This is a genomic window from Luteolibacter sp. LG18 (assembly GCF_036322585.1).
Taxonomy (GTDB): domain Bacteria; phylum Verrucomicrobiota; class Verrucomicrobiia; order Verrucomicrobiales; family Akkermansiaceae; genus Luteolibacter.
On the sequence record NZ_AP024600.1, the window covers coordinates 1348313 to 1371561 of the forward strand.

The 23249-nt window shown below is 64.9% G+C and carries 23 protein-coding genes; 12 read left to right on the forward strand and 11 right to left on the reverse strand.

Annotation, left to right across the window (positions count from 1 at the left end):
* Nucleotide 1: 1 nt before the first annotated feature.
* The 3 genes from llg_RS05645 to llg_RS05655 all read right to left on the reverse strand — a co-directional run bounded on the left by llg_RS05645 (nt 2) and on the right by llg_RS05655 (nt 2981).
* Nucleotides 2-1543 (reverse strand): hypothetical protein, encoded by a 1542-nt coding sequence (locus llg_RS05645; protein WP_338288658.1) that lies wholly within the window; start codon nt 1541-1543, stop codon nt 2-4.
* Between the two features lie 71 nt (nt 1544-1614).
* Complete coding sequence (locus llg_RS05650) at nt 1615-2343, reverse strand: ABC transporter ATP-binding protein (protein WP_338288660.1); 729 nt, start codon at nt 2341-2343, stop codon at nt 1615-1617.
* Nucleotides 2344-2384: 41 nt separating this feature from the next.
* Nucleotides 2385-2981, reverse strand: coding sequence for a hypothetical protein (locus llg_RS05655; RefSeq protein WP_338288661.1), 597 nt, complete (start codon nt 2979-2981; stop codon nt 2385-2387).
* A 215-nt stretch (nt 2982-3196) separates the two neighbouring features.
* On the opposite strand from llg_RS05655, the gene llg_RS05660 reads away from it, so the two are divergent.
* Nucleotides 3197-3367: a DUF1328 family protein gene (locus tag llg_RS05660; protein WP_338288663.1), complete on the forward strand. Its 171-nt coding sequence runs from the start codon at nt 3197-3199 to the stop codon at nt 3365-3367.
* Nucleotides 3368-3373: 6 nt separating this feature from the next.
* Here llg_RS05660 and mazG read toward each other — a convergent pair whose 3' ends face one another.
* Entirely contained in the window at nt 3374-4201 is an 828-nt protein-coding gene (gene mazG / locus llg_RS05665; RefSeq protein WP_338288664.1) for a nucleoside triphosphate pyrophosphohydrolase, read from the reverse strand.
* On the reverse strand, nt 4198-5073 hold the full coding sequence (locus llg_RS05670; RefSeq protein WP_338288665.1) for a rhomboid family intramembrane serine protease: 876 nt from the start codon (nt 5071-5073) through the stop codon (nt 4198-4200). Before llg_RS05670 ends, mazG begins: the two co-directional genes overlap by 4 nt.
* A 180-nt stretch (nt 5074-5253) precedes the next feature.
* Between llg_RS05670 and llg_RS05675 the strand changes: the two genes are divergently transcribed.
* From llg_RS05675 to llg_RS05690, 4 genes are all read left to right on the forward strand, one after another.
* A complete protein-coding gene (locus tag llg_RS05675) occupies nt 5254-5646 on the forward strand; it encodes a hypothetical protein (protein ID WP_338288667.1) in 393 nt (130 codons plus the stop codon).
* A 269-nt stretch (nt 5647-5915) separates the two neighbouring features.
* On the forward strand, nt 5916-7757 hold the full coding sequence (locus llg_RS05680; RefSeq protein WP_338288668.1) for a phosphoenolpyruvate carboxykinase (GTP): 1842 nt from the start codon (nt 5916-5918) through the stop codon (nt 7755-7757).
* A 190-nt stretch (nt 7758-7947) separates the two neighbouring features.
* The gene (locus llg_RS05685; protein ID WP_338288669.1) at nt 7948-9300 is read left to right on the forward strand and encodes a C39 family peptidase; all 1353 of its coding nucleotides are present in this window, start codon (nt 7948-7950) and stop codon (nt 9298-9300) included.
* A gap of 63 nt (nt 9301-9363) precedes the next feature.
* Entirely contained in the window at nt 9364-11367 is a 2004-nt protein-coding gene (locus llg_RS05690) for a hypothetical protein (protein ID WP_338288671.1), read from the forward strand.
* 12 nt (nt 11368-11379) lie between these two features.
* On the opposite strand, the gene llg_RS05695 is transcribed toward llg_RS05690, so the two are convergent.
* The 4 genes from llg_RS05695 to llg_RS05710 all read right to left on the reverse strand — a co-directional run bounded on the left by llg_RS05695 (nt 11380) and on the right by llg_RS05710 (nt 13921).
* Nucleotides 11380-11640: a hypothetical protein gene (locus llg_RS05695; protein ID WP_338288672.1), complete on the reverse strand. Its 261-nt coding sequence runs from the start codon at nt 11638-11640 to the stop codon at nt 11380-11382.
* 199 nt (nt 11641-11839) lie between these two features.
* Nucleotides 11840-12613: an HAD-IIA family hydrolase gene (locus llg_RS05700; RefSeq protein WP_338288673.1), complete on the reverse strand. Its 774-nt coding sequence runs from the start codon at nt 12611-12613 to the stop codon at nt 11840-11842.
* A 251-nt stretch (nt 12614-12864) separates the two neighbouring features.
* Complete coding sequence (locus llg_RS05705; RefSeq protein ID WP_338288675.1) at nt 12865-13260, reverse strand: hypothetical protein; 396 nt, start codon at nt 13258-13260, stop codon at nt 12865-12867.
* 7 nt (nt 13261-13267) lie between these two features.
* Nucleotides 13268-13921, reverse strand: coding sequence for a hypothetical protein (locus llg_RS05710; protein WP_338288678.1), 654 nt, complete (start codon nt 13919-13921; stop codon nt 13268-13270).
* Nucleotides 13922-14021: 100 nt separating this feature from the next.
* On the opposite strand from llg_RS05710, the gene llg_RS05715 reads away from it, so the two are divergent.
* From llg_RS05715 to llg_RS05730, 4 genes are all read left to right on the forward strand, one after another.
* Nucleotides 14022-14366 (forward strand): SH3 domain-containing protein, encoded by a 345-nt coding sequence (locus llg_RS05715; RefSeq protein WP_338288679.1) that lies wholly within the window; start codon nt 14022-14024, stop codon nt 14364-14366.
* A 134-nt stretch (nt 14367-14500) separates the two neighbouring features.
* Complete coding sequence (locus llg_RS05720; protein WP_338288682.1) at nt 14501-15730, forward strand: aspartate kinase; 1230 nt, start codon at nt 14501-14503, stop codon at nt 15728-15730.
* An 82-nt stretch (nt 15731-15812) separates the two neighbouring features.
* Nucleotides 15813-16337, forward strand: a complete 525-nt coding sequence (locus llg_RS05725) for a TlpA disulfide reductase family protein (protein WP_338288685.1) — start codon at nt 15813-15815, stop codon at nt 16335-16337.
* Nucleotides 16338-16475: 138 nt separating this feature from the next.
* Entirely contained in the window at nt 16476-17885 is a 1410-nt protein-coding gene (locus llg_RS05730; RefSeq protein ID WP_338288686.1) for a sulfatase, read from the forward strand.
* Here llg_RS05730 and llg_RS05735 read toward each other — a convergent pair.
* On the reverse strand, nt 17876-18640 hold the full coding sequence (locus llg_RS05735; protein ID WP_338288688.1) for a hypothetical protein: 765 nt from the start codon (nt 18638-18640) through the stop codon (nt 17876-17878). The genes llg_RS05730 and llg_RS05735 overlap by 10 nt on opposite strands.
* Before the next feature lie 570 nt (nt 18641-19210).
* Between llg_RS05735 and tadA the strand changes: the two genes are divergently transcribed.
* Nucleotides 19211-19747, forward strand: coding sequence for a tRNA adenosine(34) deaminase TadA (tadA, locus tag llg_RS05740; protein ID WP_338288690.1), 537 nt, complete (start codon nt 19211-19213; stop codon nt 19745-19747).
* 65 nt (nt 19748-19812) lie between these two features.
* The gene (gene holA / locus llg_RS05745) at nt 19813-20958 is read left to right on the forward strand and encodes a DNA polymerase III subunit delta (RefSeq protein ID WP_338288692.1); all 1146 of its coding nucleotides are present in this window, start codon (nt 19813-19815) and stop codon (nt 20956-20958) included.
* A gap of 259 nt (nt 20959-21217) precedes the next feature.
* Here holA and llg_RS05750 read toward each other — a convergent pair whose 3' ends face one another.
* Entirely contained in the window at nt 21218-22351 is a 1134-nt protein-coding gene (locus llg_RS05750; protein WP_338288694.1) for a citrate synthase, read from the reverse strand.
* Nucleotides 22352-22563: 212 nt separating this feature from the next.
* On the opposite strand from llg_RS05750, the gene tsaB reads away from it, so the two are divergent.
* Nucleotides 22564-23220 (forward strand): tRNA (adenosine(37)-N6)-threonylcarbamoyltransferase complex dimerization subunit type 1 TsaB, encoded by a 657-nt coding sequence (gene tsaB / locus llg_RS05755; protein WP_338288697.1) that lies wholly within the window; start codon nt 22564-22566, stop codon nt 23218-23220.
* Nucleotides 23221-23249 lie beyond the last annotated feature (29 nt).

Genomic DNA, 23249 nt, shown 5'->3' on the forward strand with positions numbered 1-23249 from the left:
CCTACAGGAGATCGCGCCCCCGCCCTTCCACCCGCCACAGCGAGAATCCGAAGCCCGCGAACCCCACCGCGATCGCCATCGCGGCCGTCACCACCACCCATGGCCAGCTGCCCGTCGCCGCCACCACAACGGCAAGCAGCCCGGTCAGCACCGTGACACAAAACAGCAGCGTGGCCAACAGAGCCGGGAATCCACGCCGCTGCTTGTCGAGCGATCGGATCATCAGGTTCTGCAGCTCCACCATCAGCAGCATCGCGCACAATGCCAGCGTGGCGAAAAACAATCGCCCAACCGGAATTTGCGAGATCTCTCCCAGCCATGCATAGACCCCGAGCAGTGCCCCGGCGAACCATACCAGTCCCGCGGGCACGCTGCGCACCAACCACTGCTTGACCGTCGCCCGCAGCAGCTCCCGCACGGTGACCGGAAACAGTGCGTAAGCCGGAGCCGTCCGCGCCACATCCATGCTCCACCGGCTGAACCAGGTGCGAAACACCGAATTCCGGCCCGGCCAGCAGAGGCCGATCGTCAGGGCAATGGCGCAGAAACCCGCCACCACCGCTCCCGCGAACGTTTCCCCGGCCTGCCGGAAATCCGTGTGCTCCAGCACCCGATAGCCACCGAAGGCCACCACCGGTACCAGCCCCGCGAACCGGGCGAGCCGCCACCACTGGCTGGCGAAGCCACCGCCGGGACAGGCCAGCAGGCGCTCACGCGGCGTGAGCCATCGCCACAGCCACTGGTCCGGCCATTGTGCCGGCTGGCCGACATAGCCTTGCAGCCCAATCCACCCGTGCGCCACCGACATCCGCAGGTCACGCATGTCATTGGCAACCACCGCCGTTTCCTCCACAGGCGTCCCGTCAGGTGTGTGCCCGCTTTCTTCTGAAGCCTTCCCGCTCTCCACCGGTGAGGGACGCCAGACCCGGCACCATTCATAAGAACCCAGCGCCACCATCACCCCGGCCAACGGCAGGAACCATCCGCCTCCGCGTGCTTGGAATACCCAACCGGGAGGCCAGGCCCATTCCAGCTTCGGCAACAGCCGCGTGGCAAACCCGCTCCTGTTCCCGCTGATAAACCCCTGCACCCACGACGCCAAAACCGCTCCCGATGCGGTCAGCAGCATGACCCGCGCACTCCATTTGCCTCCGCCAAACAGCGCGCCGAGGCAAACGGCGGCGAGAAACAGCAGGCTGGCCGGGACTGGATCAAGCCAGCCTCCGTGCATCACCGTACACGTCGACACCACGGTGGCAAGGACCACCCAAGCCGCCACCAGCCACCCCTGCCCTCGCTCCAGCCGGATCCGCCGCAACGCCCGGACATCTCCCGGCGTCCATTCGAATTGCCACGCGGGAATCTGCAGTAGGTTCATGGTGAAAACACCCAGCACGAATCCAACCGCGCCGCCGGTGAAGGACAGGGCCGTCATCACTCCGCGCGTGCCACCGAATTTCGCCCCGGCCGAAAGCAATTCCCAGCCACCGGGCCAGCCCGTTAGAAAAACCAGGAACGCCAGATAATACGCGCAGGTCTTCACCTGCCGGATGCGCCTCCTCCAGCTTACCCGTTGCCGCAGCTTCCGGCGCAATTTCCGCTCCCACCCCGCGCTCATGCTCCCGCGCCCTCCAATTCCAGCGCGCGGCTGAGCCGCCGTTCCACCTCGGCCGCTTCCAGCCCCACAGTCGTATCATTGAGCACCACCCGGCCGCGGCCGATCACCACCACCCGGTCGGCGAAACGTGCAGCCAGCTCCGGAAACTGGGTGGTGTACACCACGCAGCGGCCCCGCCCCGAGGCGGCGCGTGCCATCGCCCGGAAGGCCTCCATCCCCCGCGCGTCCATGCCCGCGGCAAAGGGTTCATCCAGCAGCCACAATTCCGGATCCGCCGCATGCAAGCCGAGCAACGAAGACTTGTAGGCCTGGCCGCGGGACATGCCATCAATGGGATCGAAGGCCACCTCCATCAGCCCGAGGCGATCCAGCCACTCCTCGAGATCGAGCGGTGGCCCGGCATCGGCACCGCGCCAGAGCTGGGAAAAGGACGCGGCATTCCGGATCGGGTCCGTCCAGGGAAACCACAGCCCGCGATCCGGCATCAGGGCATATTGCTTGCGCTGCTCCAGGTCCTTCCGGTCCAGCCGCCGCCCCGCCAGCCGCACCTCGCCCGCCGACCACCCGAGGATGCCGGAGAGGCAGCCCAGCAAGGTCGTCTTGCCCGCGCCATTCACGCCGAGCACGGCCACGATCTCACCCGCCTCGAACTTCAGGTTCACCTCCTGGAACACCCGCTTCGAACCAAACCGTTTCGCGAGCCCCGCGGTTTCCAACAATGCCATGCCGGGTTTTTCGAACGTCCACGGCGACAGGTCAAATCCGCTTATTCCAACAACCGCGGCGCCAGCAGCGCCAGCCACTCCGCCAGCTCGGTGGCGGCGCGCGTCTGCGGCAGGCGCTCGAGATCGTCGAGCTGCCAGCGGAACGTGTTCATGTGGCCGTCCCACACGCCGGAGGCCCCGGTGTGTCGCATCCACGCGCAGGCCCCGGTGTTCTCCGGCATCACGTTCCCCACCAGCGTGGTGATCCCGGAGCGGAAGGCCGTGAGCCAGAGGATCGCCAGCAGCAGCGTGGCAATGCCGCGGTTCTGCTCGGAATCCAGCACCGTCACGGAAAACTCCGCCTCCAGCGGATTCCGCGCATCCCGCCACCAGCTCGCGGCCCCCAGCGGCGAAAAATTCCGGGAGGGATCGTAGACCGACCAGATCTCGTGATTGCCCGGGTCCTGGTTCAACAACCGGTCCAGCATCCGGTCCCCGATCTCGCCGGTGACCGTCCAAAAACGGTGGTAGCGCGCCTCCGGGGACAAGCGTCGGTAACCCTCGGCAAGGTACTCGCGGTCACCGGGATTGAGCTCCCTCGCCCGCACCGCCGCGCCGTCCCGCAGGACCAGTTCCAGAGGTGCCGCCGCTTCCGCCATGCCGCGATCATGGCGCTGGAACAGCGGTTTGTCGCCGGGATTCGGTGCGGGGCACGTTGCAAATTGGAGGCACCCAAACCGCAGATTGCAGTTCCGCCGGGTGACGACAAGCCCCAGACCGACACACAACACGCTCACCATCAAGCAAATGAAACCATGACCGCTCCCGGCGCGGTAGTTGCTGAACCACGGGTGTCAACAACCCGTAAACCACCATGCTCAGTTGGTCCCTACTCTTCCTGATCCTCGCCGTGGTGGCGGGGCTGCTCGGATTCACCGCCTTGGCCGGTACCGCGGCGGCGATCGCGAAACTGCTGTTCCTCGTGTTCCTGGTGCTGCTGATCGTATCCGCCATCAGCCGCGCGGTGCAGGGCAAGACGCCATGAGGCCGGTCAAGCTTTCGCCCGCTTCGCCTCCATCCGTTTGGCCTCGGTCCACGCGTCTTCCATCTGGTCCGCGGTGGCGGCCGTCAAGGTCAGGCCCTGCCCGGCCAAAAGGCGTTCCATCTCGTGGAACCGGCTTTCGAACTTGGCGTTCGCGCGCGCCATCAGCACCTCCGGATCCGCACCGCGGAAACGCGCCAAATTGACCGCGCTGAACAGCAGGTCCCCGAGCTCCTCGGAAACCACCTCCATGTCCTGGGCATCCACCGCGGCCTCCAGTTCCTGGAGTTCTTCCCGGATCTTCGCGATGACGCCGCTTTCCTGCGGCCAATCGAAGCCGACCTTCGCCGCCTTCTTCTGAAGTTTGGCCGCACGCGGCAGGGCCGGCAGACCCTTGCCCACGCCGTGGAGGAACGGCTTGTCGTCGCCCTCGCCTTTTTCCGCGCGCTTGATCGCGTCCCACTGCTTCAGCACCGCGTCCGGATCGTCCGCCACGCCGCTGCCGAAGACATGGGGGTGGCGGCGCACCAGCTTGTCGCTGATGCCGCGGGCGATGTCGTCGAGGTTGAAACGGCCCCCCTCCTCCGCCAGTTCAGCGTGGAACACGACCTGCAGCAAGACGTCGCCGAGTTCCTCCTGGAGATGGGCATGGTCGCCGCTGCGGATCGCGTCCACCGCCTCGTAGGTTTCCTCGATGAGGTTCGGCACCAGGCTCTCGTGCGTCTGCTCCGCGTCCCACGGGCAGCCGCCCGGGGCACGCAAGCGGTGCATGATGGCGCGCAGGCGCGCGAGTTGCCGCCCGTTGTCCGGGCAATCGATCATGTCGGCGTCGGTCATGATTTGTTGGAGGCGTTGCGGAGCGTGTCGCGCTCCTCGTCGGTCAGGCTCTGGAGGCCGTCGCGGTTGATCTTGTCGAGGATGCGGTCGATCTCGTTGCTGGTGTGGAGGTCCACCGAGGTCCGGGGCCGCAGCTTGGCCTCGCCTTTCGACCTCGCCGTGCGAACGGGCCGCAAGGCTGCCCCTTCCTTCTTTCCTAACAGGAACGGATAACGCGTGAGCACGAAGCCGAGGATCGCCCCGCCAAGGTGGCCGGCCTCCCCGCCCTCGTTCCCGCCGATCCGGAGCAGGATGATCACCGTCGCCAGCGCCAGCACCAGCAGCGCGAGTTGGCGGATCGAAAGCTCCACTGGCGGAAAGATCAGCTGCGCCCGCAAATTGGGGGCCACCACCGCGAGCCCGGCAAGGATGCCGTAGATCCCGGCCGATGCGCCGACCAGTCCACCTTCCGCTCCGTGCGGCAGCACGTGCGCCGCTCCGAGGACCGTGAAAAACAGCGCCCCCGCCATCCCGCACAGCAGGTAGAATCCCAGGAACCGCGCCTTGCCCCACCATCGCTCCAGCCACGGGCCGAACACGAACAGGCCGATGCTGTTGAAAACGATGTGGCCGAGGGAGTCATGCAGGAACTGGAACGTGACCAACTCCCAAAACCGCCCTTCCCGGAACGTGCTCTCGACGTTGAAGGCCCCCCACGCCTCCAGCGGCGGCAGATAACCGCGCACCTTGGTGTCCAACCGCAGCACCTCGGGCAAGATCACGAAATCCAATACGGAGATCAGGATATTGATGCCCAGCAACCACTTCGTCACCGGAGTGAGGCGAGAAGGCGAGCCCGGAGGCGTGGAATAATCGCGGGGATAGCTGCCCATCTGCCCGCACGGGGTAGCACGGCACCCGTGCGCCCGCAAGGCCGCCGGGCGACCACTATGAATGAAACCCGCGGTTTTTAGGAAAACCGAAACATCGCATTTGTGGATTTCCGGACCCACCGCCGGGAAATCCGGCACGCCGGTTGCTAAATCCCCCCTGTGTTGCTCCATCCATGTACCATGAACACGAACGAAACTAACGAACGACCTAGTCACTTGCCGGACGAACGGCACATCGCTCCCGAGCTCAGTTTCGATGAATACTGGGACGCCGACGCGGTGGCCGGGCTCATCCGGTCGAAGTGCGATCACGAGGAGACACCCGCTTTCCTTTTTGTTGGAAAAAAGGAAGCCGGGTTTCTCCGCGAACACCTCGGCGATGTGTTTGGCGCCGAATCCGTGGTGACCCTCAAGGACACCTACTACATGGGCCTCGAAGTCATTGAACTGGACTGCGAGACCTTCCTCAGCACCGCCGGCCGCAAATCGGTCCGCACCCTGCAAGATCCCATCTCCCGCCGCCCCGCCTGGCGCGACCGTGATACCGGCGCCGGATGGCAGTTCCGTGCCTGATCACAGAACCTCCCAAGGAAATCCAGCGTGGCCCTGATAGAGGGTGCCACGCCGCACGTAAGATCCCGTGCGCCCGGCACGGGAGACTCTTCCCGGGCGGCCACCGCTCGACGTCGATCCGGCGCCGGGCGACGGCGGCCCAGGCCTGTCATCGCCGGGTTTGGCTTTGACCGTTTCTTGGTCGAATCCCGCGGCTTTCAGTCCAATTTCGGGCAATCCCGCCCCGTGGCATTGCGTTGTGCCCCGCATCCCGCTCCTATGGACCTGTCATGTCCGCAGTGATTCACACATCTCACGCCGCGCTCGCCACATGGGTCGAGGAAATGGCGGCTCTCTGCACCCCGGATGCCATCGAATGGTGCGATGGATCCCAAGCCGAGTGGGACCGCCTGACCGCGATGATGGTCGCGTCCGGCACCCTCATCCAGCTCGACCCGGCCAAGCGCCCGAACAGCTTCCTCGCCCGCTCCACGCCCTCCGACGTCGCCCGCGTGGAGGACCGCACCTTCATCTGCACCCGCCGCCCCGAGCAGGTCGGGCCGACGAACAACTGGATGCACCCGGACAAGATGAAGGGCATTCTGACGGAGAAATTCCGCGGCTCGATGAAGGGCCGCACGATGTACGTCATTCCGTTCTGCATGGGCCCGCTCGATTCGCCGCTCGCCAAGATCGGCGTGGAGATCAGCGACAGCCCCTACGTCGTGATCAACATGCGGATCATGACGAACATGGGCAAACACGTGCTGGAGCGCCTTGAGAAGGAAGCCTCCGGCGAGCTGCCCAGCAGCCGCGACGGCCACGGCCGTTTCGTCCCCTGCCTCCACTCCGTGGGCGCGCCACTGGAACCCGGCCAGGCCGATGTCCCCTGGCCGTGCAACGAGGAAAAATACATCGCCCACTTCCCCTACACCCGCGAGATCTGGTCCTACGGCTCCGGTTACGGCGGCAATGCCCTGCTCGGCAAGAAGTGCCTCGCGCTGCGCATCGCCTCGAACATCGCCCGTGAGCACAACTGGATGGCCGAGCACATGCTCATCCTCGGCTTGGAGTCCCCGGAGGGCGTGAAGACCTACGTCACGGCCGCCTTCCCCTCCGCCTGCGGCAAGACCAACCTCGCCATGATCGTGCCGCCGAAGTCCTACAGCGACGCCGGTTGGAAAACGACCATCGTGGGCGATGACATCGCTTGGCTGTGGCCGCACGCCGACGGCCGCCTGCACGCGATCAACCCGGAAACCGGCTACTTCGGCGTGGCTCCGGGCACCTCCTACGACACCAACCCCATCGCGATGGAGTCGATGAAGGCGAACACCATCTTCACCAACGTGGGCCTCACCGACGATGGCGACGTGTGGTGGGAAGGCCTCACCCAGGACGCCCCCGCACACCTCATCGACTGGCAGGGCCAGGACTGGACACCGGACTGCGGCCGCAAGGCGGCCCACCCGAACGCCCGCTTCACCGCCCCCGCCAGCCAGTGCCCGACGATCGACCCGGAGTGGCAAAACCCGGACGGCGTGCCGATCTCCGCGATCATCTTCGGCGGCCGCCGCCCGGACACCATGCCGCTCGTTTACCAGGCCTTCAACTGGTCCCACGGCGTCTACATCGGCGCGACCATGGGTTCCGAGGTCACCGCCGCCGCGATCGGCCTGAAGCCGGGCGTGCGCCGCGATCCGATGGCGATGCTGCCCTTCACCGGCTACAACATGTCGGACTACTTCCACCACTGGCTGGACATGCGCCGCCACGTGACCCACCTGCCGCGGTTCTTCCACGTCAATTGGTTCCGCAAGGACGAGAACGGCAAGTTCCTGTGGCCCGGCTACGGCGAGAACATGCGCGTGCTGGAGTGGGTGGTGCAGCGCTGCCACGGCAAGATCCCGGGCCACGAAACCCAGATCGGCTGGACCCCGGAATACCAGGACTTCAACATCGAGGGCCTTGAATCCTTCACCCGCGAGCATTTCGAGAAGTGCATGGCCTTCAAGCCGGACGAGTGGAAGGCGGAGATCCTGTCCCAAGGCGAGTTGTTCCTGAAACTCTACGATTACCTGCCGAAGGAAATCGTCTTCCAGCGCGAGCTCCTCGCCGCCCGTCTGGCGTGAAGTAGCGCAAGTTTCCAACTTGCGAGCGGGAAGACCCGCGAAGTCGCGTGCAGAATCAGTCCGCGTGTGAGTGGCCACCAACCACTGGCCCCTCAACCGCAGACCGCACCTGCACGCGGCAGCCCCCTCCCCCTAACTCCTCATTTTTCGGGCGACATCTCCCCTTCCCCGGGTTTAACTGGAAGGGATCATGAAGACGCTCGCCTGTCTGTTCTTGGCCACCCTCCTGACCGCCCGGGGCCAGGAGAAGGTGAAGTTTCCGCCCCTCGACCAGACGCTCACCGATGCCAAGCTGTTCGCGAAGCCGCTGGAGGACGTCCTCACCACCTACCGCCGCGACCTGACGCCCCAGCAGCAGCAGATGCGCGACCGCATCCGCGAGCGGATGAAGGAAAAGGGCATCGATCTGCCCGAGCCCTATCCCGGTGCCTTCCAGTGGCTCAGCAGCACCAAGGACGGCCTGCGCGCCGATCCCAAGCTGATCGACCTCTTCGGCGAGAACGTCGGCGAGGTGATCATCCGCGCCGGCACCCCCGGCAAGGTCGGCCCGGTCACCATCTCGCTCTACAACCGCGGCGACGACGGCGAGATCTCACCGAAGGACCTCGCCACCCGGATGGATACCTGGAAGGGCAAGCTCACCACCGCCCTCGGCAGCCAGCCGGAAGCCCGTGACCAGCGCGGCACCGTGAATCTCACCGGCTGGATGTGGAAAAAGGACCGCACCGCCTGGCTGCTGGAATCCTCCGTTTCCAAATCCCCGGAAGGCCCGCGCGCCGAGTTCGCGCGCATCCGCATCGCCTCGCTCGACGCCGCCACCGGCGGCAACCAGGTGGCCCGCCGCTCCGCCCTCACCGACCACGTCGTCCACAAGGACAATGGCGATGTCTATCTCGACGGCATGCCGATGGTCGACCAGGGGCAGAAGGGCTACTGCGCCGTCGCCACCACCGAGCGGGTCGTCCGTTACTACGGCCTCGATGTCGACCAGCACGAGATGGCCGAGATCGCCAACACCGGCAGCATGGGCACCAGCATGGGCGAAATGGAGGAGGCGCTCAAAAACGCCACCGGCAAGCTGCACGTGAAGACCACCAAGCACTTCGACCTCGACCTCCGCCAGTTCGAGCAGGACGTCCGCACCTACAACCAGCTCGCGAAGAAGCAGGGCGAGAAGGAATTTCTCTACGAACGGAAGGTCTCGATCGTGAACCCGATGCAGTTCTGGTCCGAGGTGAAGCCCGACCTCTTCCTCCAGGTGAAGACCGCCCAATCCGGCTTCAGCCGCTACACCAACAAGATCGAGGAATACATCAACCAGGGCATCCCGTTGTGCTGGGCGCTCCAGCTCGGCATGTTCAAGGAGACCGGCATCCCGCAGACCCACGGCGGCCACATGCGCCTCATCATCGGCTACAACCCGAAAACCCACGAGGTCATCTACACCGACTCCTGGGGCAAGGGCCACGAGTTCAAGCGCATGCCCGCCGGCCAGGCCTGGTGCATGACCATGGCCCTCTACACCATGGCCCCGACGAAGTAAGGGGCCGGAGAGTGGTGTAACACCGGGTTGTGATCGGGGCACATGAACTGGTAGCCTTCAAGTGTGTCTCCCGCCGAACGCTTTCTAGCCGTCTTCACGAAGGGCTTTTCCGATGATCGGGAAAGCGTGCTGACTTTGGAGCACCACCTGAAAGGACCGCTCGACGGCATGGACCCGCAGGAGCTGGAGGACATGACCGGAAGGCTGGAAAAGGCGGGCCGGAAGCCCCGCTGGTGGAGGCCGTTGCTATGGACCTCCTTTGCCGCGGCCGTGGCCGCGGTAGCCTGGGAAGGCATGTTCCTTCAGAACGGGCCGGTTCGCGCCATGGTATGGAGCGGATCGTTCGATGAATCCTATCCATTCTTCGCCCCGGTTCTCACCCTGCCTTCAACGGTCTCCATCGAGGACTACGACAGGCTGCGGCAAGAGCAATTCACGAATCCGCCGAAGCCAGCCGACAGAGGGAGCTCCACTCCGGAAGGCCACACCAACCGCCCCGCAGCCTATCTGAACGGTCTTCGCGATCGAATGGGAAGATCGGAGACCATCCATCGCCCGGACTGGCCATCGGATTTTCTGGCAACCGGCGAAACACTGGATCCAACCAATGCCTGGTTTCCGCTGGTGGAGGCCAAGGTCAAGCTGAGTCAATCCCTGTCGCGTGCCTCTTGTACTGATCCCAAGATCCTTGATCCAGTCAAGTTTGACGAAGGAATGGCTCTGCTCCACCTCGCCGCTCAAAAATCGGCGTGCCGCACATACTCCAACAGCCTGTTGAAATCATGGAGCTCTCGGATCAAACCACCCCGAACCGCCTGGGATCGAATGTTGGGGTTTCCCCGTTCGAACAAAATGCAAGAGGAGACGGAATTGGGCTACTTTATTGCCCTCGCGATGCGCGCGAAATCGTATGAGCTGGCGCAGACACGAGATCGATCTGGGCTCGTCTCCCTCATCGCCGATTGGAAGGCGATCTGCCGACATCTCACCAATACACCCGATTACTTTTGGGAGGGAGATGACTGCATCGAAGCCGTCATTGATGGCGGCGAAAGGCTGGCGCAGAGGAGGCTTTTCCCGCTTGAGCGTGAACTCACGGACGAGGTCCAGCGAACCCTCGATTCTCCGGCCCTCCAGGCGCTAAAAAGATCGGCTCCGAGATCCCAATGGGCCGACGTCGACACCGGAGTGTTCTCGCAAAGGCTGGCGGAGTCGCGCGTGATGCATGCCGTGCCGGAAGAGGCCTTTGTTCCGAGCCAGAGACTGGACCACGCAATTTTCGATCGAGCACAGGCATGGAATGGCATGTGGATCACGCTCGTTGTCATCGGCCTGCTCGGCATCATGATTCGATCCCGGTCCACAATGGCGCGCCGTGGATCATTGCCGCTATCCGCCTTGTTGCGGCTGAACGATCATGCCTGGATCGCGATGATCGGCATTGTTTTCCCGCTCCTCCTATACATAGGGATCTCGCGCTTCACGCCATTGGGATGCCGGGATCACGGCACGCGCTGGCTGCAGGGCTTTCCCTTCGGAGTGCAGGCCTTTGGCTCGGTGCTCCTCGCGATCGCCCTGACGCTCGAATCGAGCGCGTGGCGATTGGAAAGGCGCTTGCCATTCCTGGCCACGGCTCGGCCGGGAATTCATCCATGGCAGGCGATCGTTCCTTTCCTCTGCATGGTAATCGTGATCGGCGTGGGCAGCGTGCGGTATGTGAATGCTCGTGACGTGGACAAGCTCTTCGAACACGGATTGGCCTATGCCGTGGCGCTCGGAATTCCCGCGCTGGCATTGCTGGGAAGATTCGCGGACCTCGCCTACCTTTCGCCGGGAGCGGCGGGTTTGCTTAGACTGGGAACCCTACGCGTAACCTTCACTGCGCTCTTCGGGCTGCTCCTGGCTTTGTTCGCAACGATCCCGCTCTCATCCCGCGCGGAACGCTACTGGATCACCCACGATCCGCTGTTTGACCGCGACCCGAATCATCTCGGGCTGGGGAAAGCCCATCATGACGCGATGATCGATTTGAAGGCTCGCCTCATCGAAGCATTGGACACGAAGTGACGTAGATTCAGTTCACTCTCCGGAGCATCTTCGTTTCATGATACCCTTCACCAGATCCCACAGGCCCGCGTAGCGGAACGAGGGATCGCCGTAGTGGTGCAGCACGTAGAAGCAGAAGTAGTAGGCGCGGCAGAAGGCCCAGACCGAGATGACGAACATCCCGAGCGCCTGCCAGGAGAACACCGGTGCCAGCAGCACGGCGGCGGACAGCAGGCCGAGGAAGGCGAAGAGCGCGCCTTTCAGTTTCAGCAGGAAAGGGGAGGTGATGTCCATGACGGCGGACATCCTCCGCGGGAAAGAGAAGGGCGCAAAGGGAAGAGTGGATTGGGTTTAATGCTCTGAAAGCGCGCGCGGTGAACGCTCCCTTCCCTTTGCGCGGATCGTGTCCGGCGCGGCGGTCGCCGCGACGGGCCGGAGGCACCATGAAGAACCAGCCGACCCGCCGCGGACCATCCGCTAACCACGGGAAGTATCAGGCCGCCCCCGCGAGCGCGGTGACGGAATGGAAAAGCTTTTCAGGCATGTGGTCCACGGACTCGATGATCCAGTCCGGGCGGTAGGCGTAGCGGTGGAGGTGCTCCACCTTGGTGTGGCCGCTGAGCACGAGCACCGTCTGGTAGCCCATGCCGACCCCGCCGAGGATGTCCGTCTCCATGGTGTCTCCCACCATCACGGTGCCGGCGGCGCGGACGCCGAGTTCGTTCTGCGCCATGCGCATCATCACGCCGCTGGGCTTGCCCACCGAGAAGGCCTCGCGGCCGGTAGCCTTTTCCAGCATGGCGACGATCGCGCCGCAACCGGGGCGGGTGCCCGCGTCGGTGGGGCAGGTGGCGTCGGGATTCGTGGCGATCAGGCGCGCGCCCTTTTCCACCAGGCGCACGGCGCGCTCGATCATTTCGAAGGTCATGGTGCGGCCCTCGCCGACCACCACGTAGTCCGCATCATCGTCCACGACGGTCAGGCCGTTGTGATGGAGGGCGGCGGCGAGGCCGTTTTCCCCGATCACGAACGCCGTCCCACCCGGCTTCTGGTGAGCCAGAAACCGGGCGGTCGCCATGGCACAAGTAAAGACGTCGTCCGCATCGGCCTCCAGGCCGAGGCGGCAAAGCTTGAGCGCGACATCGCGGCGCGTGCGCTGCGAATTGTTCGTCAAAAAACGAAAGGGGATGCCTTCCCGCCGCAGCCGGGCGACGAAGCGATCGGCACCGGGGACCAACTGGTTCCCGCGATAGATCACGCCATCCATATCCAACAAAAATCCGATTGAGTTCACACCCTCGGACGAGCGGATGTCGTGCCAGAATCGGCCTTGCGGCGCTCTAACGGACCTGCGGCGGCCCTCCGTGAGGGTCAGCCGCCACACTTCCAACACGTTGAGACTCAAAAAAAATTTCCGTCACCATGGAAAACGCAACCCACGGTGAATCAATCCATTAGCCAGATTCATGCAAACCCATCCCGGCCATGCGGGCCATTCGCCAATCCGGATCACCATTCTCAAAACGCGTTCTTCGGAGCGGGCTTGGGGGCCGGGTAGCTGCGAACCGGAACCGGCGCGGGAGGAGTTTCGGAGGAGTTTCCAGAACGGAACCAGAATGCGCCGCCAATCAAGGTGGCGACCGCGAGGCTGAGTCCGGCAATCGCCAAGCCGCGGCCCCGGATGCGACCTCCGCCTTTTTTCACCGTGAGCAGTCCGGTGATGCCGCAGATGATCCCGATCACCGCCAGCAGGAAACCGATGCCGTAAACGACCAGCAGACCGCCGGTGATGCCGAGGATCAGGCTGGCCACCGCGCCGCGGGAGTGGCGTGGATGCAGCACCGCGCCAGCCGGAACTTCGGAGGCCGTGGGCAGGGTGAAGGTGAAGTAGGCGTTGGGATCGCGCGTGCTCATCGGGAAATCAGGCAGGAAGGGCGGGGGATTCCGCGGGGAGGGGAAGACGGCCGGCGGTTTCGAGCGTCTTCATCAGGCCGTGGTAGTGGGACGGGGTCATGCCGAGCGCCCCGGCGAGGTCGCCGAGGTGGGCGCTCTCCAGGTGATTGAAGGACGCGGCGGCGGCGTAACCGGCTTCCACCAGCGTCTCACGCCCGTGGTCGCTCACCGCACCGCCCAGTTCCTTCAGCGAGGTGAAAAGGCTGCCGCCGGACGAGGCGAAATCCGCCGCGTCCCGTTCCCAGCGGCCGATGTCCACGCCGGGATGTCCGAGGGACTCGTGGAGTTCCATCAACCGCACCAGCGCCGGGCGGTCCAGCCGCAGGGTGGCGGGGATCGAGGCCAGCATCACCTGCCGCAGCGTCTTGTGGAACTCTCCCTCGAGCTTCAGCGCCTCGGAGGCCGGATTGTATTCCAGCACCCGCAGGTCGTAGGTGCGCTTGCACTGGTTGCACTCGATGAACTCGCCGACCAGGTCGAGGGGGATCACGGGGATGAAATAGAGCGTGAAGAACCGGCGCACCCGCCGCCAGCGGAAGCCGCTGCCGGGCCCGCAGGACGGGCAATGGAAGACACCCTTCTCATGAGTTGTGGTGACCCCGCGGGTGCCGAAGATAATCATATGCCGAGGTTGTCCCGTATCATCCCGCACCGGTCAATGTCGTTCCCGCCTCCAAAACGAACGTGACGGAACCACCCCGGATAGGGATGCTCCCGGCGAGATGCCCGCTTTCATCGCCAATGCCGACTACGAGGAAAAGGACTCCGATCCGCTGCACCTGCAGCCCGGGGATGAAGTGAATGTCGGCCCCGCCGACCGCGCCTGGCCGGGCTGGGTGTGGGCGGAGGACAAGGACGGCCGCGATGGCTACGTGCCGGAGGAAATCCTCGAGCCGCTCGGCGAGGGCCGGTTCGCGGCCATGGAGAGCTTCGATCCCACGGTGCTGAAGATCCAGCGAGGCGACCGGCTGGAATCCCTGCGCCAGATCCACGGCTGGCACTGGTGTCGCAATGCCACCGGCGCGGAAGGCTGGGTGGCCGGCTACCTCCTGAAGCCGGAAGCCTGAGCCGCCCCGCGCGGCAGGTTTCGTCCAGACAAATCCGGGGGATTCCGGGGCAAACCGGCCCCGGATGAACGGACGAGGGCGTTTCCAGTGCTTGCCATCTCAGGATCAATCCCTTTCACTCCGCGCCCCGCGCCATGGCCCTCATTGTCCAGAAATACGGCGGCACGTCCGTCGGCACCCTCGACCGCATCCGCAACGTCGCTTCGCGCCTCAAACGCACCCGCGACGAGGGCAACCAGGTGGTCGCCGTGGTTTCCGCCATGTCCGGCGTGACCGACGGCCTGCTGAAAATGGCCCGCGACCTCTCCGAGAACCCGTCCGAGCGCGAGCTGGACGTGCTGGTCTCCACCGGCGAGCAGCAATCGATCGCCCTCGTCACCATGGCCCTCCAGGACCAGGGAGTGGAGGCCGCCTCGATCACCGGCCGCCAGGCCGGCATCTTCACCACCGGCTCCCACACCCGCGGCCGCATCCTCAACATCGAGCCGCAGATGATGCAGGGCTACCTCGACGAGGGGAAGACGCTCGTGGTGGCCGGCTTCCAGGGCGTGACCCCGGACGGCCAAATCCACACCCTCGGCCGTGGCGGCTCCGACCTCACCGCCATCGCCATCTCCGCCGCCCTGAAGGCGGATGTCTGCCAGATCCTCACCGACGTGGACGGCGTCTACACCTGCGATCCCCGCATCGTGAAGAACGCCCGCAAGCTGCCTGAAATCTCCTACGACGAAATGCTGGAAATGGCCTCGTCCGGATCGAAGGTGATGCAGTCCCGCTCGGTCGAGTTCGCCAAGAAATTCGGAGTCGTTTTCGAAGTCCGATCCTCACTCAATGACAACCCGGGCACGCTGGTGCTCGAAGAACATCCCGACATGGAAAACGTCGTCATCCGCGGAGTCTCCATCGAACGCTCCCAAGCCCGCGTCACCATCACCGGCATCCCGGACGAACCCGGCATGTCCGGCACGATCCTCGGCGCCCTCGGCGATGCCGAGATCAACCTCGACATGATCGTCTCGAACATCGCGCACGACGGCTACGCCCGCCACTCGTTCACGATGCACTCGAACGACCTGGCCAAGGCCCAGGCCGCCCTGAAGCCGGTGCTCGCCGCGCTTTCCGCGGATGCGAAGATCGAGACCGACGTGGGTATCGCCAAGCTTTCCGCCGTGGGCATCGGCATGCGCTCCCACTCCGGCGTGGCCTCCACCATGTTCAAGGCCCTCGGCGACGCCGGCATCAACATCGGCATGATCTCCACCTCCGAGATCAAGATCGCCGTGACCGTCGATGAGACCCGCATCGAGGACGCCGCCCGCGCCGTCCACGACGCGTTCGAACTCGACAAGGAACCGGTCCGCTGAGGCGGGCCGGGACTGGTCGGTTCAAACGATTAGACAATTCTGCTTCCGGAGGGCGCTGGATTCGCGTAAGTCCGCTGCCCTCATGAAGAAAGCCCTCGTTTGCCTCAGCCTGCTGTTCGCCGTCTCCGGTTCCGGATTGGCGAAGGAGAAGAAGGACGCCGCGCCGGTGCCGAACGCCTCCGTGGACCAGGTCCAGTGGGGCACCCAGGCCAACGACGTGGCCTTCGACAAGGCCCAGCTCAAGGGCAAGGTCGTGGTGGTCGAGGAATGGGGCGTCAACTGCGCGCCCTGCATCGCCAGCCTGCCGGAACTCGCCAAGATGGCGAAGAGCTACGAGAAGGCCGGCCTGGTGGTCGTGGGCCTGGAGCGCCAGGGCAGCACCAAGGAAGCCATCAACAAGGTGCTCGACGCGGCCAAGGTGAAGTATCCCGTCCTCTCCGGCGGCTCCTCACCCGCCCCCAGCTCCGGCATCCCGCACGCCTCGGTCTTCAATGCCGAAGGCAAGCTGACCTGGCACGGCAACCCGCACGACGAGGATTTCGAAAAAGAGGTCAAGAAGGCCCTCCGCGACGCCAAGGCCGGTGCCAAGGCCGACTCCAAACTTTAATTGCCCCGGAACGCGCATCTTCCGGTTTCTCAAACGCCGTCCCGGTCCGCCGGGGCGGCGTTTTTCGTTTCCCCGAGGGGTTTCCAAATTGACCGCAACAAGACGAGAGGAAGAATGGGGTGTTCCATTTGCCTGCCCATGTCTTTCCGGATCACCTCCGCCCTGTGGTTGGCCACGGCCAGCCTACTCGCCGCCGCGCCGAAGCCGAACGTGCTGTTCATCGCCGTGGATGACCTGCGGCCCTGGCTGGGCTGCTATGATCCGGGGCTGAAGATCTCTCCGAACATCGACAAGCTGGCCGCCACCGGCCGCATCTTCACCCGGCACTACGTGCAAGTGCCGACCTGCGGGGCCTCCCGCTGCGCGCTGATGTTTGGCCGTCGGGCGGGCCACCTGGCAGGCGACGGGGGCAACGAGGCGGCGCTCAAGACCGCCGCGAAGCAGCCGGTCCCGGCCCTGCCCGCGCTTTTCAAGGCGAACGGTTACCAAACGATCTCGGTGGGCAAGGTCACCCACTATCCCGGCAACCACACGGGCAAGGACTGGGTGGCTGGGGCGGAGGAATTGCCCGGAGCTTGGGACGTGGCCTCCATGCCCTGCGGCCCATGGCAGACCCCGGAGGCCGCCATGCACGGCTACGCCGGGGGCATCGCCCGCTCCGCCATGGCCGGGAAACCCGTCACCCAGCAGGCGGAGGGCGATGACAAGACCTACCCCGATGGCTGGATCGCGGAGGAAGCCATCGCCCGGCTGAAGGCGGCCGCCGCCGCGGACAAGCCGTTCTTCCTCGCCGCGGGATTCATCAAACCGCACCTGCCTTTCGCCGCGCCCAAGTCGTATTATGAGGAACTGGCGCACATCGATCCACCGTCGCCCAAGGTCACCACCAAGCCCGGCTTCCCCACCACCTGGCACAATAGCAACGAGTTCCGCGGTTATACCGCCAATGCCGGGGACCCCTTCCAATCGCCCGCCGCTGCGGTGGAATACCGCCGGGCCTACCTCGCCTGCATCCGCTACACCGATGCCCAGGTGGGCAAGCTGCTGGCCGCGCTGGATGCGTCGCCCGCCGCGGGCAACACCCTCGTCGTCCTGTGGGGCGACCACGGCTGGCTGCTCGGCGAGCACGGCGTGTGGGGCAAGCACTGCCTGTTCGAGGAAGGCCTGCGGTCCCCGCTCATCATCCGCGCGCCGGGGCAGACGCAACCCGGGGCGAAAACCGAGGCCGTGGTCGAAACGGTGGATCTCTATCCGACTCTCGCCAGCTATGCGGGCCTGCCATTACCGGACCAACTGGAGGGCCGCTCGCTCAAGCCACAACTCGACGAGCCGAAAACGCCATCGGGACGACCGGCCCTGGCGGCGTGGGAAAGCTTCCGCTCGATCCGCGACGAACGCTTCCATCTGGTGGTCTCCTCGAAGAACCCGGGACACGTGGAACTCTACGACCACCAGGGCGATCCCGGCGAAGCGGTCAACGTCGCCGCGGATCACCCCGCCGAGGTGGCGGGGCTCCGAGCCAAGCTGGAAGCCAGCTCTCAGCGGTAGCTCACCACCGTCCGGCCGGTGGGATTGTACTTCGCATCGAGGTGGGCGTTCGCCTTGACGGTCAGCAGCGGCTTGAGCGCCGTGGGATCGGATTTCAGGATCTCGTTGAGCTTCGCGCAACTGCCCGTCTGCTGGACGACATTGTCCTTCGAATCCAGGATCACCAGGAAGTAGCCTTCGTATTGGTCACCGCCGATGTTGCCCGCGCCCTTGTTGTCGCTGTCGTAAACGGTGGTCACGGCGTCCAGGTTCCGGGCGTCCATCATCCCGGCTGCGATCTGGATTTCATAATCCCGCACGCCGAGAACGGAGTGCTCCTTGCCGGTGCTGCGGTCCTCGCCGAGATAGAGCAGCCGCACCTTCGCCTTCGGTCCGGCCACGGTGCGCTCGGGATTCTTGATCACGACCTTTGCCGAGACCTCCTGTCTCACGAGATAATCGCTGCCGTTGTTTTTCTTGCGGCGCTTCTCGACCACCACGTCGATCGCGTAATTGGGATGGGTCTCGCTGGTGCTGGCCGCCGGGGCTTTCGCCGCGGAGATTTGTTTCGCGGACTCCTCGTCAAAGGTGGAAAGGGGCAGCTCGAAGCGTTTGCCGTCCGACTTGCGGTTGAAGGAAACCTTGTCGCCGGTGACGCCGACGATCTCAATCTCCATGGACCGGCCGGTCTTGTCCTTCACCGTCAACTCGGTTCCCGCGAACAGGCAGGCCGAGGAAAGGAGGAAACACGCCAGGATGGGGGATGCTTTGCTCATGGGGTGGCAGGTGATATCATCGGCATCATGCCTATCCATCGGATAGACATCGATTCCAAAGCAGTTCCGATTTTGTCATTTCCGACAGGGAGCCGGTTTCATGGATACGACCTATCCGCGACACATTTCTTGGAAGATTGTGTCTTTTTACTCCTACCCCGGCCGTCAGCCTGCTCCTCGCACATCGTCTATCGGGAATCGGCACTCTTGCGCCCCGGTAGGGGCAGGAGAAATTAGCCGGTGGTCGAGGAGCCTTGGCGACGACACCACCGGACTGGTCGAGTCATGGACAGGCACCCCGGAGGGCGTGCGAGAAGCGTGCCCCGGGCTCCACGCGAAAAATGGGCAATGAAATTCCACGGGCCTCCGAACCCGGCTGCGATCCCCTTCGGGATCGAATGACCTTTCCGGCCTCACCGGAGGTTTCGTCGCCAAGGCTCCTCAACCTCCGGCTACTGGGGCTGCCATCCCCTTCGGGGATACAGAGTCCACGATTTGCATAAAGATCAGGGTGCGAGCCCCGGCCACGCGGTGCTTGGAATCCCGTCCCGGACGCGGTAAGCCCCGTCCGTGGACGAGAGCCCGATCATCGATTTGCAAAGCGACGCCTTCTTCATGGGCCAGGCCCTGCGCGAAGCGCGGAAGGCCTATCAGGCCACGGAAGTGCCGATCGGCGCGGTGGTCGTGCGCGAAGGCAAGGTGATCGCCCGCGCCTGGAACCAGGTGGAAACGCTGAAGGACGCCACCGCCCACGCCGAGATGCTGGCCCTCACCGCCGCCCAACAGGCGCTGGGGGACTGGCGGCTGGAGAAATGCACGCTCTACGTGACGAAGGAACCCTGCCCGATGTGCGCCGGGGCCATCGTCCACTGCCGCCCGGAACGCGTCGTCTTCGGCTGCCCGGACGCCAAGGCCGGGGCTGCCGGCGGCTGGATCAACCTGCTGGAATCGAACCCGCCGCTCAACCACCGCTGCGACATCACCTCTGGAGTGATGGGGGACGAATGCCTGGCCCTGCTCCAGGGGTTCTTCCGCGAAGCGCGGGAGAAGAAGAAGGCGGAGCGGCTGGGGCTCAACCTTCCCCCTATTCCGGAGATCGGCGAGTAAGCGGCCGGGGACACGAAACCCGCTGGAAACTTGTGCTGCCTCCTCCCCGCCGCTAAATCCCGGGCGTGGCAGCGAAAGCGAAATCCTCCGGTGGCGGCAACGTGTTCGTCGTGGCGGGCACCGACGAGGGGCTCGTGAAGGAGCGTGCCCTGGAGCTCTACCGCGAGATGACCGGCGGGGTGGACGATGGCTTCACCCACGAGACCATCGACGGGGTGGCCGACAATTCCGACAAGGCCCACGAGATCTGCGGCTCCACCATCCAGGCGCTGCAAACGCTGCCGATGTTCGGCGGCGACAAGGTGGTGTGGCTGCGCAACGCCAGCTTCCTCTCCGACGACGTCACCGGCCGGTCCGAGCGCACGCTTTCCGGCGTGGAGGCGCTGCGGAAGGTGCTGGAGGCCGGACTCGCGGACGGGGTGAAGTTCCTCGTCACCGCCAGCGCGCCGGACAAGCGCCGGGCGTTCTGGAAGTTTCTCGAAAAAGTCGCCGACGTGCAGGTGCACGACCGCATCGACACCAGCCGCGAAGGCTGGCAGGACCAAGTGGCGCGGCTGGTCGACGACCGCGCCCGCGAGCTGGGGCTGCGCTTTGAATCCGACGCGCTGGCGCTGTTCGTGATGCTGGCGGGCGAGGCCACCCAGCAGATCGGCAACGAGCTGGAGAAGCTCGACCTCTACCTCGGCGAGCGCCGCACGGTGACCGAGCAGGACGTGTTCACGATGGTGCCGCTGAGCCGCGCCGGGATCGTGTTCGAGATCGGCAACGCGCTCCAGAAGGGCGACGCCGCCCGTGCGATCGCCCTGATCGACCAGCAGCTCGAACAGGGGGACAGCGCGATCGCCATCATCCGCGCCTCGATCATCCCCACGGTGCGGAACCTGTTCATGGCGAAGGTGGTGGGGGACACTATGAAGGTCCCGACCAACAACTACCAATCGTTCTCCGGAGCCCTCGACCGGCTGCCGGAAATCGAGCGCGCCTGGTTGCCGCAGAAGAAAACCGGCGGCGTGAACGTCTATCCCGTCTTCCTCGCCCTGCGCGGGGCCGCGGCCTTCACCCTGGACGGCCTGCGGACGGCGATGGAGGCCACGCTCAAGGCGGACCAGGCGCTGGTCACCACCGGCCTCGACCACCGGCTGGTCCTGCACCGCCTGATCGCGGAGATCACGGCGACCCGCCCCCAGAAGCGGATGGCGGGGAGGAGTTGAGGCTTCAGCCGAGGAGGGTCTTTAGAGGGGGCGGAGTCTGGCGAGCCTCGACATCATCCCGGGGCTTGCTTGAAAGCCCGTGAGGACGTGTCGCGATAAGCGCAACACGCTTGGGAGGGAGAGCGAATGTGACGTGACTTTTCAACCGCCTCGTCACTTCGGAGAGGAATGGACGATTGGAGAGCCGAAGAGCGGAAGTCTTTCGCCAGACTCCGCCCCCCTCTAAAGACCTTCCTCGGCTAAAGCCTCAACTCCTTCCTTACCGCTCCGCGATCGGCTCGACTTCCTTCAGTTCCACCGGACCGGTGTAGAGGGTGAGCGGGCGGTAGAGGCGGTTGTCGCGGAGCTGCTCGAGCACTTGGGCGGTCCAGCCGGCGGTGCGGGCGATGGCGAAGATCGGCGTGAACAGGTCGGTCGGGATGCCCAGCGAGTAGTAAACGGTGGCCGAGTAGAAATCGACGTTGGCGTTCAGGTTCTTCTGCTCGCGCATGATCGTGGCGATGCGCTCGGACATCTGGATCCACTTCGGCTCGCCAAGCTCCTCGGTGAGCTGGATCGCCAGCTTGCGGAGGTGCGGGGCGCGGGGATCGAGCACCTTGTAGACGCGGTGGCCGATGCCCATGATCTTTTCCTTACGGGCCATCTTGCCGGCCACGTAGTCGTCCACCTTGTCGAGGCTTCCGATCTCCTGGAGCATGTGGATCACGCCCTCGTTGGCCCCGCCGTGAAGCGGCCCCTTGAGGGTGCCGATGGCGGAAGTGATGGCGGAGTAGAAGTCGGAAAGGGTGGCGATGGTGACGCGGGCGGAGAACGTGGAAGCGTTCATGCCGTGGTCGGCGTGGAGGGTGTAGGCCACGTCGAGCGTGCGGGTGGCAGCCTCGGACGGGGCTTCACCGGTGATGAGGTAGAGGAAGTGGGCGGCCTCGGAGAGGTCCTCGCGGACCGGCGGCAGCTCCAGCCCCTGGCGGAAGCGGTGGTAGGCGGCGACGATCACCGGGGTCTTCGCGACCAGCGAGAGGGCGATCTCGGAGTCCTTCGCGATGTCCGGCTCACCGATGCTGACGCGGGCGTCATAGAGACCCAGCATCGAAACGGCGGTGCGGAGCACATCCATCGGCGAGGCGTCCTTCGGAGCGGCCTTGAGGAAATCGATCACCCCGGCGGGCAGCTCGCGGTCGGAACGGAGGCGTTTCTCCAGCGCGTCCAGCTCGGACTGTTTCGGCAGGCGGCCGTTATGGAGCAGATAGGTGACCTCTTCGAACGAGCAATTCTCCACGAGGGTATCGATCCCGTAGCCGAGATAGCTGAGGCGGCCTTCCGCGCCTTCCACGTTGCTGAGGGCGGATTCGTTGGCGATGACGCCTTCCAGGCCTTTTGCGTAGGTGGTGGTCATGGGTCGATGAGTGTGGGGAAAATGGTTCGAAGAAGCGCCCGGAACAAAGCGGTTCGCATGAGTCGGCGCAAGGTAGAAAGCATTGGGCGGACCACCATTCGTGTGGCTAAAATTCATTCGAAGATGAACAAAGATTTTCACAGAATATAGACGATGTCGCGTTCTGAGGATCGGGCTGGCGGCAGACCTTTCCCGAAGGGTAAACTCACGCCGTGCCCGGCTCCTACACGCTCGTTTTCGAAACCTCCGCTCCCACCGCCTCGCTGCTGCTGGCCGGTCCCGATGGCGTGGTGGCGGAACGGGCATTCTGCAGCGACCGCAGCCACAACGCGGTGCTTTTCGGCCCGCTTTCCGAGGTTCTGAACGGCCTGCCGCCCACCTCGATCGGGCGGGTGCTGGTGGGTAGCGGCCCCGGCAGCTACAGCGGCACGCGGGTCGGCATCGCCGCGGCCCAAGGAATCGCCCTCGCCGCGGGTTGCCCGGCGGTGGCCGTGCCGTCCATTCTCGCCGCCCCCTCGGCGGCCAATGGCAATGCCTGGGTGGTGGGGGACGCCCGCCGCGGCAGCTTCTGGATCTCCCGGATCGAGGAGGGTCGGATCACCCGTGAGCCGGAATTGATCGATGGCGCGGATTTTGCCCGCGAACTAGCCGGGATCCCCGCCGTGACCTTCGAAACCGCCGCCCGCGATCCCTTCCCGGCCGGGTTGGAGATCACCCGCGAAATCCCGACCGCCCGCCTGCTGTGGGACGCCTGGCAGCGTTCGCCGGAAAGCGAACGCGCCCGCTGGGCCGCGGACAGCCCGCAGCCGCTCTACCTGCGCCCGCCGCACATCACGGAATCGAAGCGTCCGTGGGCGGGGCGCCTCTAACTCCAAACGATCACGCCGTTTATCATCGC

Excerpts from the sequence above, each read along its gene's own strand:
- llg_RS05735 (WP_338288688.1), bottom strand. The coding sequence starts at position 18,640 with ATGAGCAAAGCATCCCCCATCCTGGCGTGTTTCCTCCTTTCCTCGGCC.
- llg_RS05685 (WP_338288669.1), top strand. The coding sequence starts at position 7,948 with ATGAAGACGCTCGCCTGTCTGTTCTTGGCCACCCTCCTGACCGCCCGG.
- llg_RS05725 (WP_338288685.1), top strand. The coding sequence starts at position 15,813 with ATGAAGAAAGCCCTCGTTTGCCTCAGCCTGCTGTTCGCCGTCTCCGGT.
- llg_RS05710 (WP_338288678.1), bottom strand. The coding sequence starts at position 13,921 with ATGATTATCTTCGGCACCCGCGGGGTCACCACAACTCATGAGAAGGGT.
- llg_RS05670 (WP_338288665.1), bottom strand. The coding sequence starts at position 5,073 with ATGGGCAGCTATCCCCGCGATTATTCCACGCCTCCGGGCTCGCCTTCT.
- llg_RS05715 (WP_338288679.1), top strand. The coding sequence starts at position 14,022 with ATGCCCGCTTTCATCGCCAATGCCGACTACGAGGAAAAGGACTCCGAT.
- llg_RS05655 (WP_338288661.1), bottom strand. The coding sequence starts at position 2,981 with ATGGCGGAAGCGGCGGCACCTCTGGAACTGGTCCTGCGGGACGGCGCG.
- llg_RS05720 (WP_338288682.1), top strand. The coding sequence starts at position 14,501 with ATGGCCCTCATTGTCCAGAAATACGGCGGCACGTCCGTCGGCACCCTC.
- llg_RS05695 (WP_338288672.1), bottom strand. The coding sequence starts at position 11,640 with ATGGACATCACCTCCCCTTTCCTGCTGAAACTGAAAGGCGCGCTCTTC.
- llg_RS05675 (WP_338288667.1), top strand. The coding sequence starts at position 5,254 with ATGAACACGAACGAAACTAACGAACGACCTAGTCACTTGCCGGACGAA.
- llg_RS05660 (WP_338288663.1), top strand. The coding sequence starts at position 3,197 with ATGCTCAGTTGGTCCCTACTCTTCCTGATCCTCGCCGTGGTGGCGGGG.
- llg_RS05730 (WP_338288686.1), top strand. The coding sequence starts at position 16,476 with ATGTCTTTCCGGATCACCTCCGCCCTGTGGTTGGCCACGGCCAGCCTA.
- llg_RS05650 (WP_338288660.1), bottom strand. The coding sequence starts at position 2,343 with ATGGCATTGTTGGAAACCGCGGGGCTCGCGAAACGGTTTGGTTCGAAG.
- llg_RS05705 (WP_338288675.1), bottom strand. The coding sequence starts at position 13,260 with ATGAGCACGCGCGATCCCAACGCCTACTTCACCTTCACCCTGCCCACG.
- llg_RS05700 (WP_338288673.1), bottom strand. The coding sequence starts at position 12,613 with ATGGATGGCGTGATCTATCGCGGGAACCAGTTGGTCCCCGGTGCCGAT.
- mazG (WP_338288664.1), bottom strand. The coding sequence starts at position 4,201 with ATGACCGACGCCGACATGATCGATTGCCCGGACAACGGGCGGCAACTC.
- llg_RS05680 (WP_338288668.1), top strand. The coding sequence starts at position 5,916 with ATGTCCGCAGTGATTCACACATCTCACGCCGCGCTCGCCACATGGGTC.
- llg_RS05750 (WP_338288694.1), bottom strand. The coding sequence starts at position 22,351 with ATGACCACCACCTACGCAAAAGGCCTGGAAGGCGTCATCGCCAACGAA.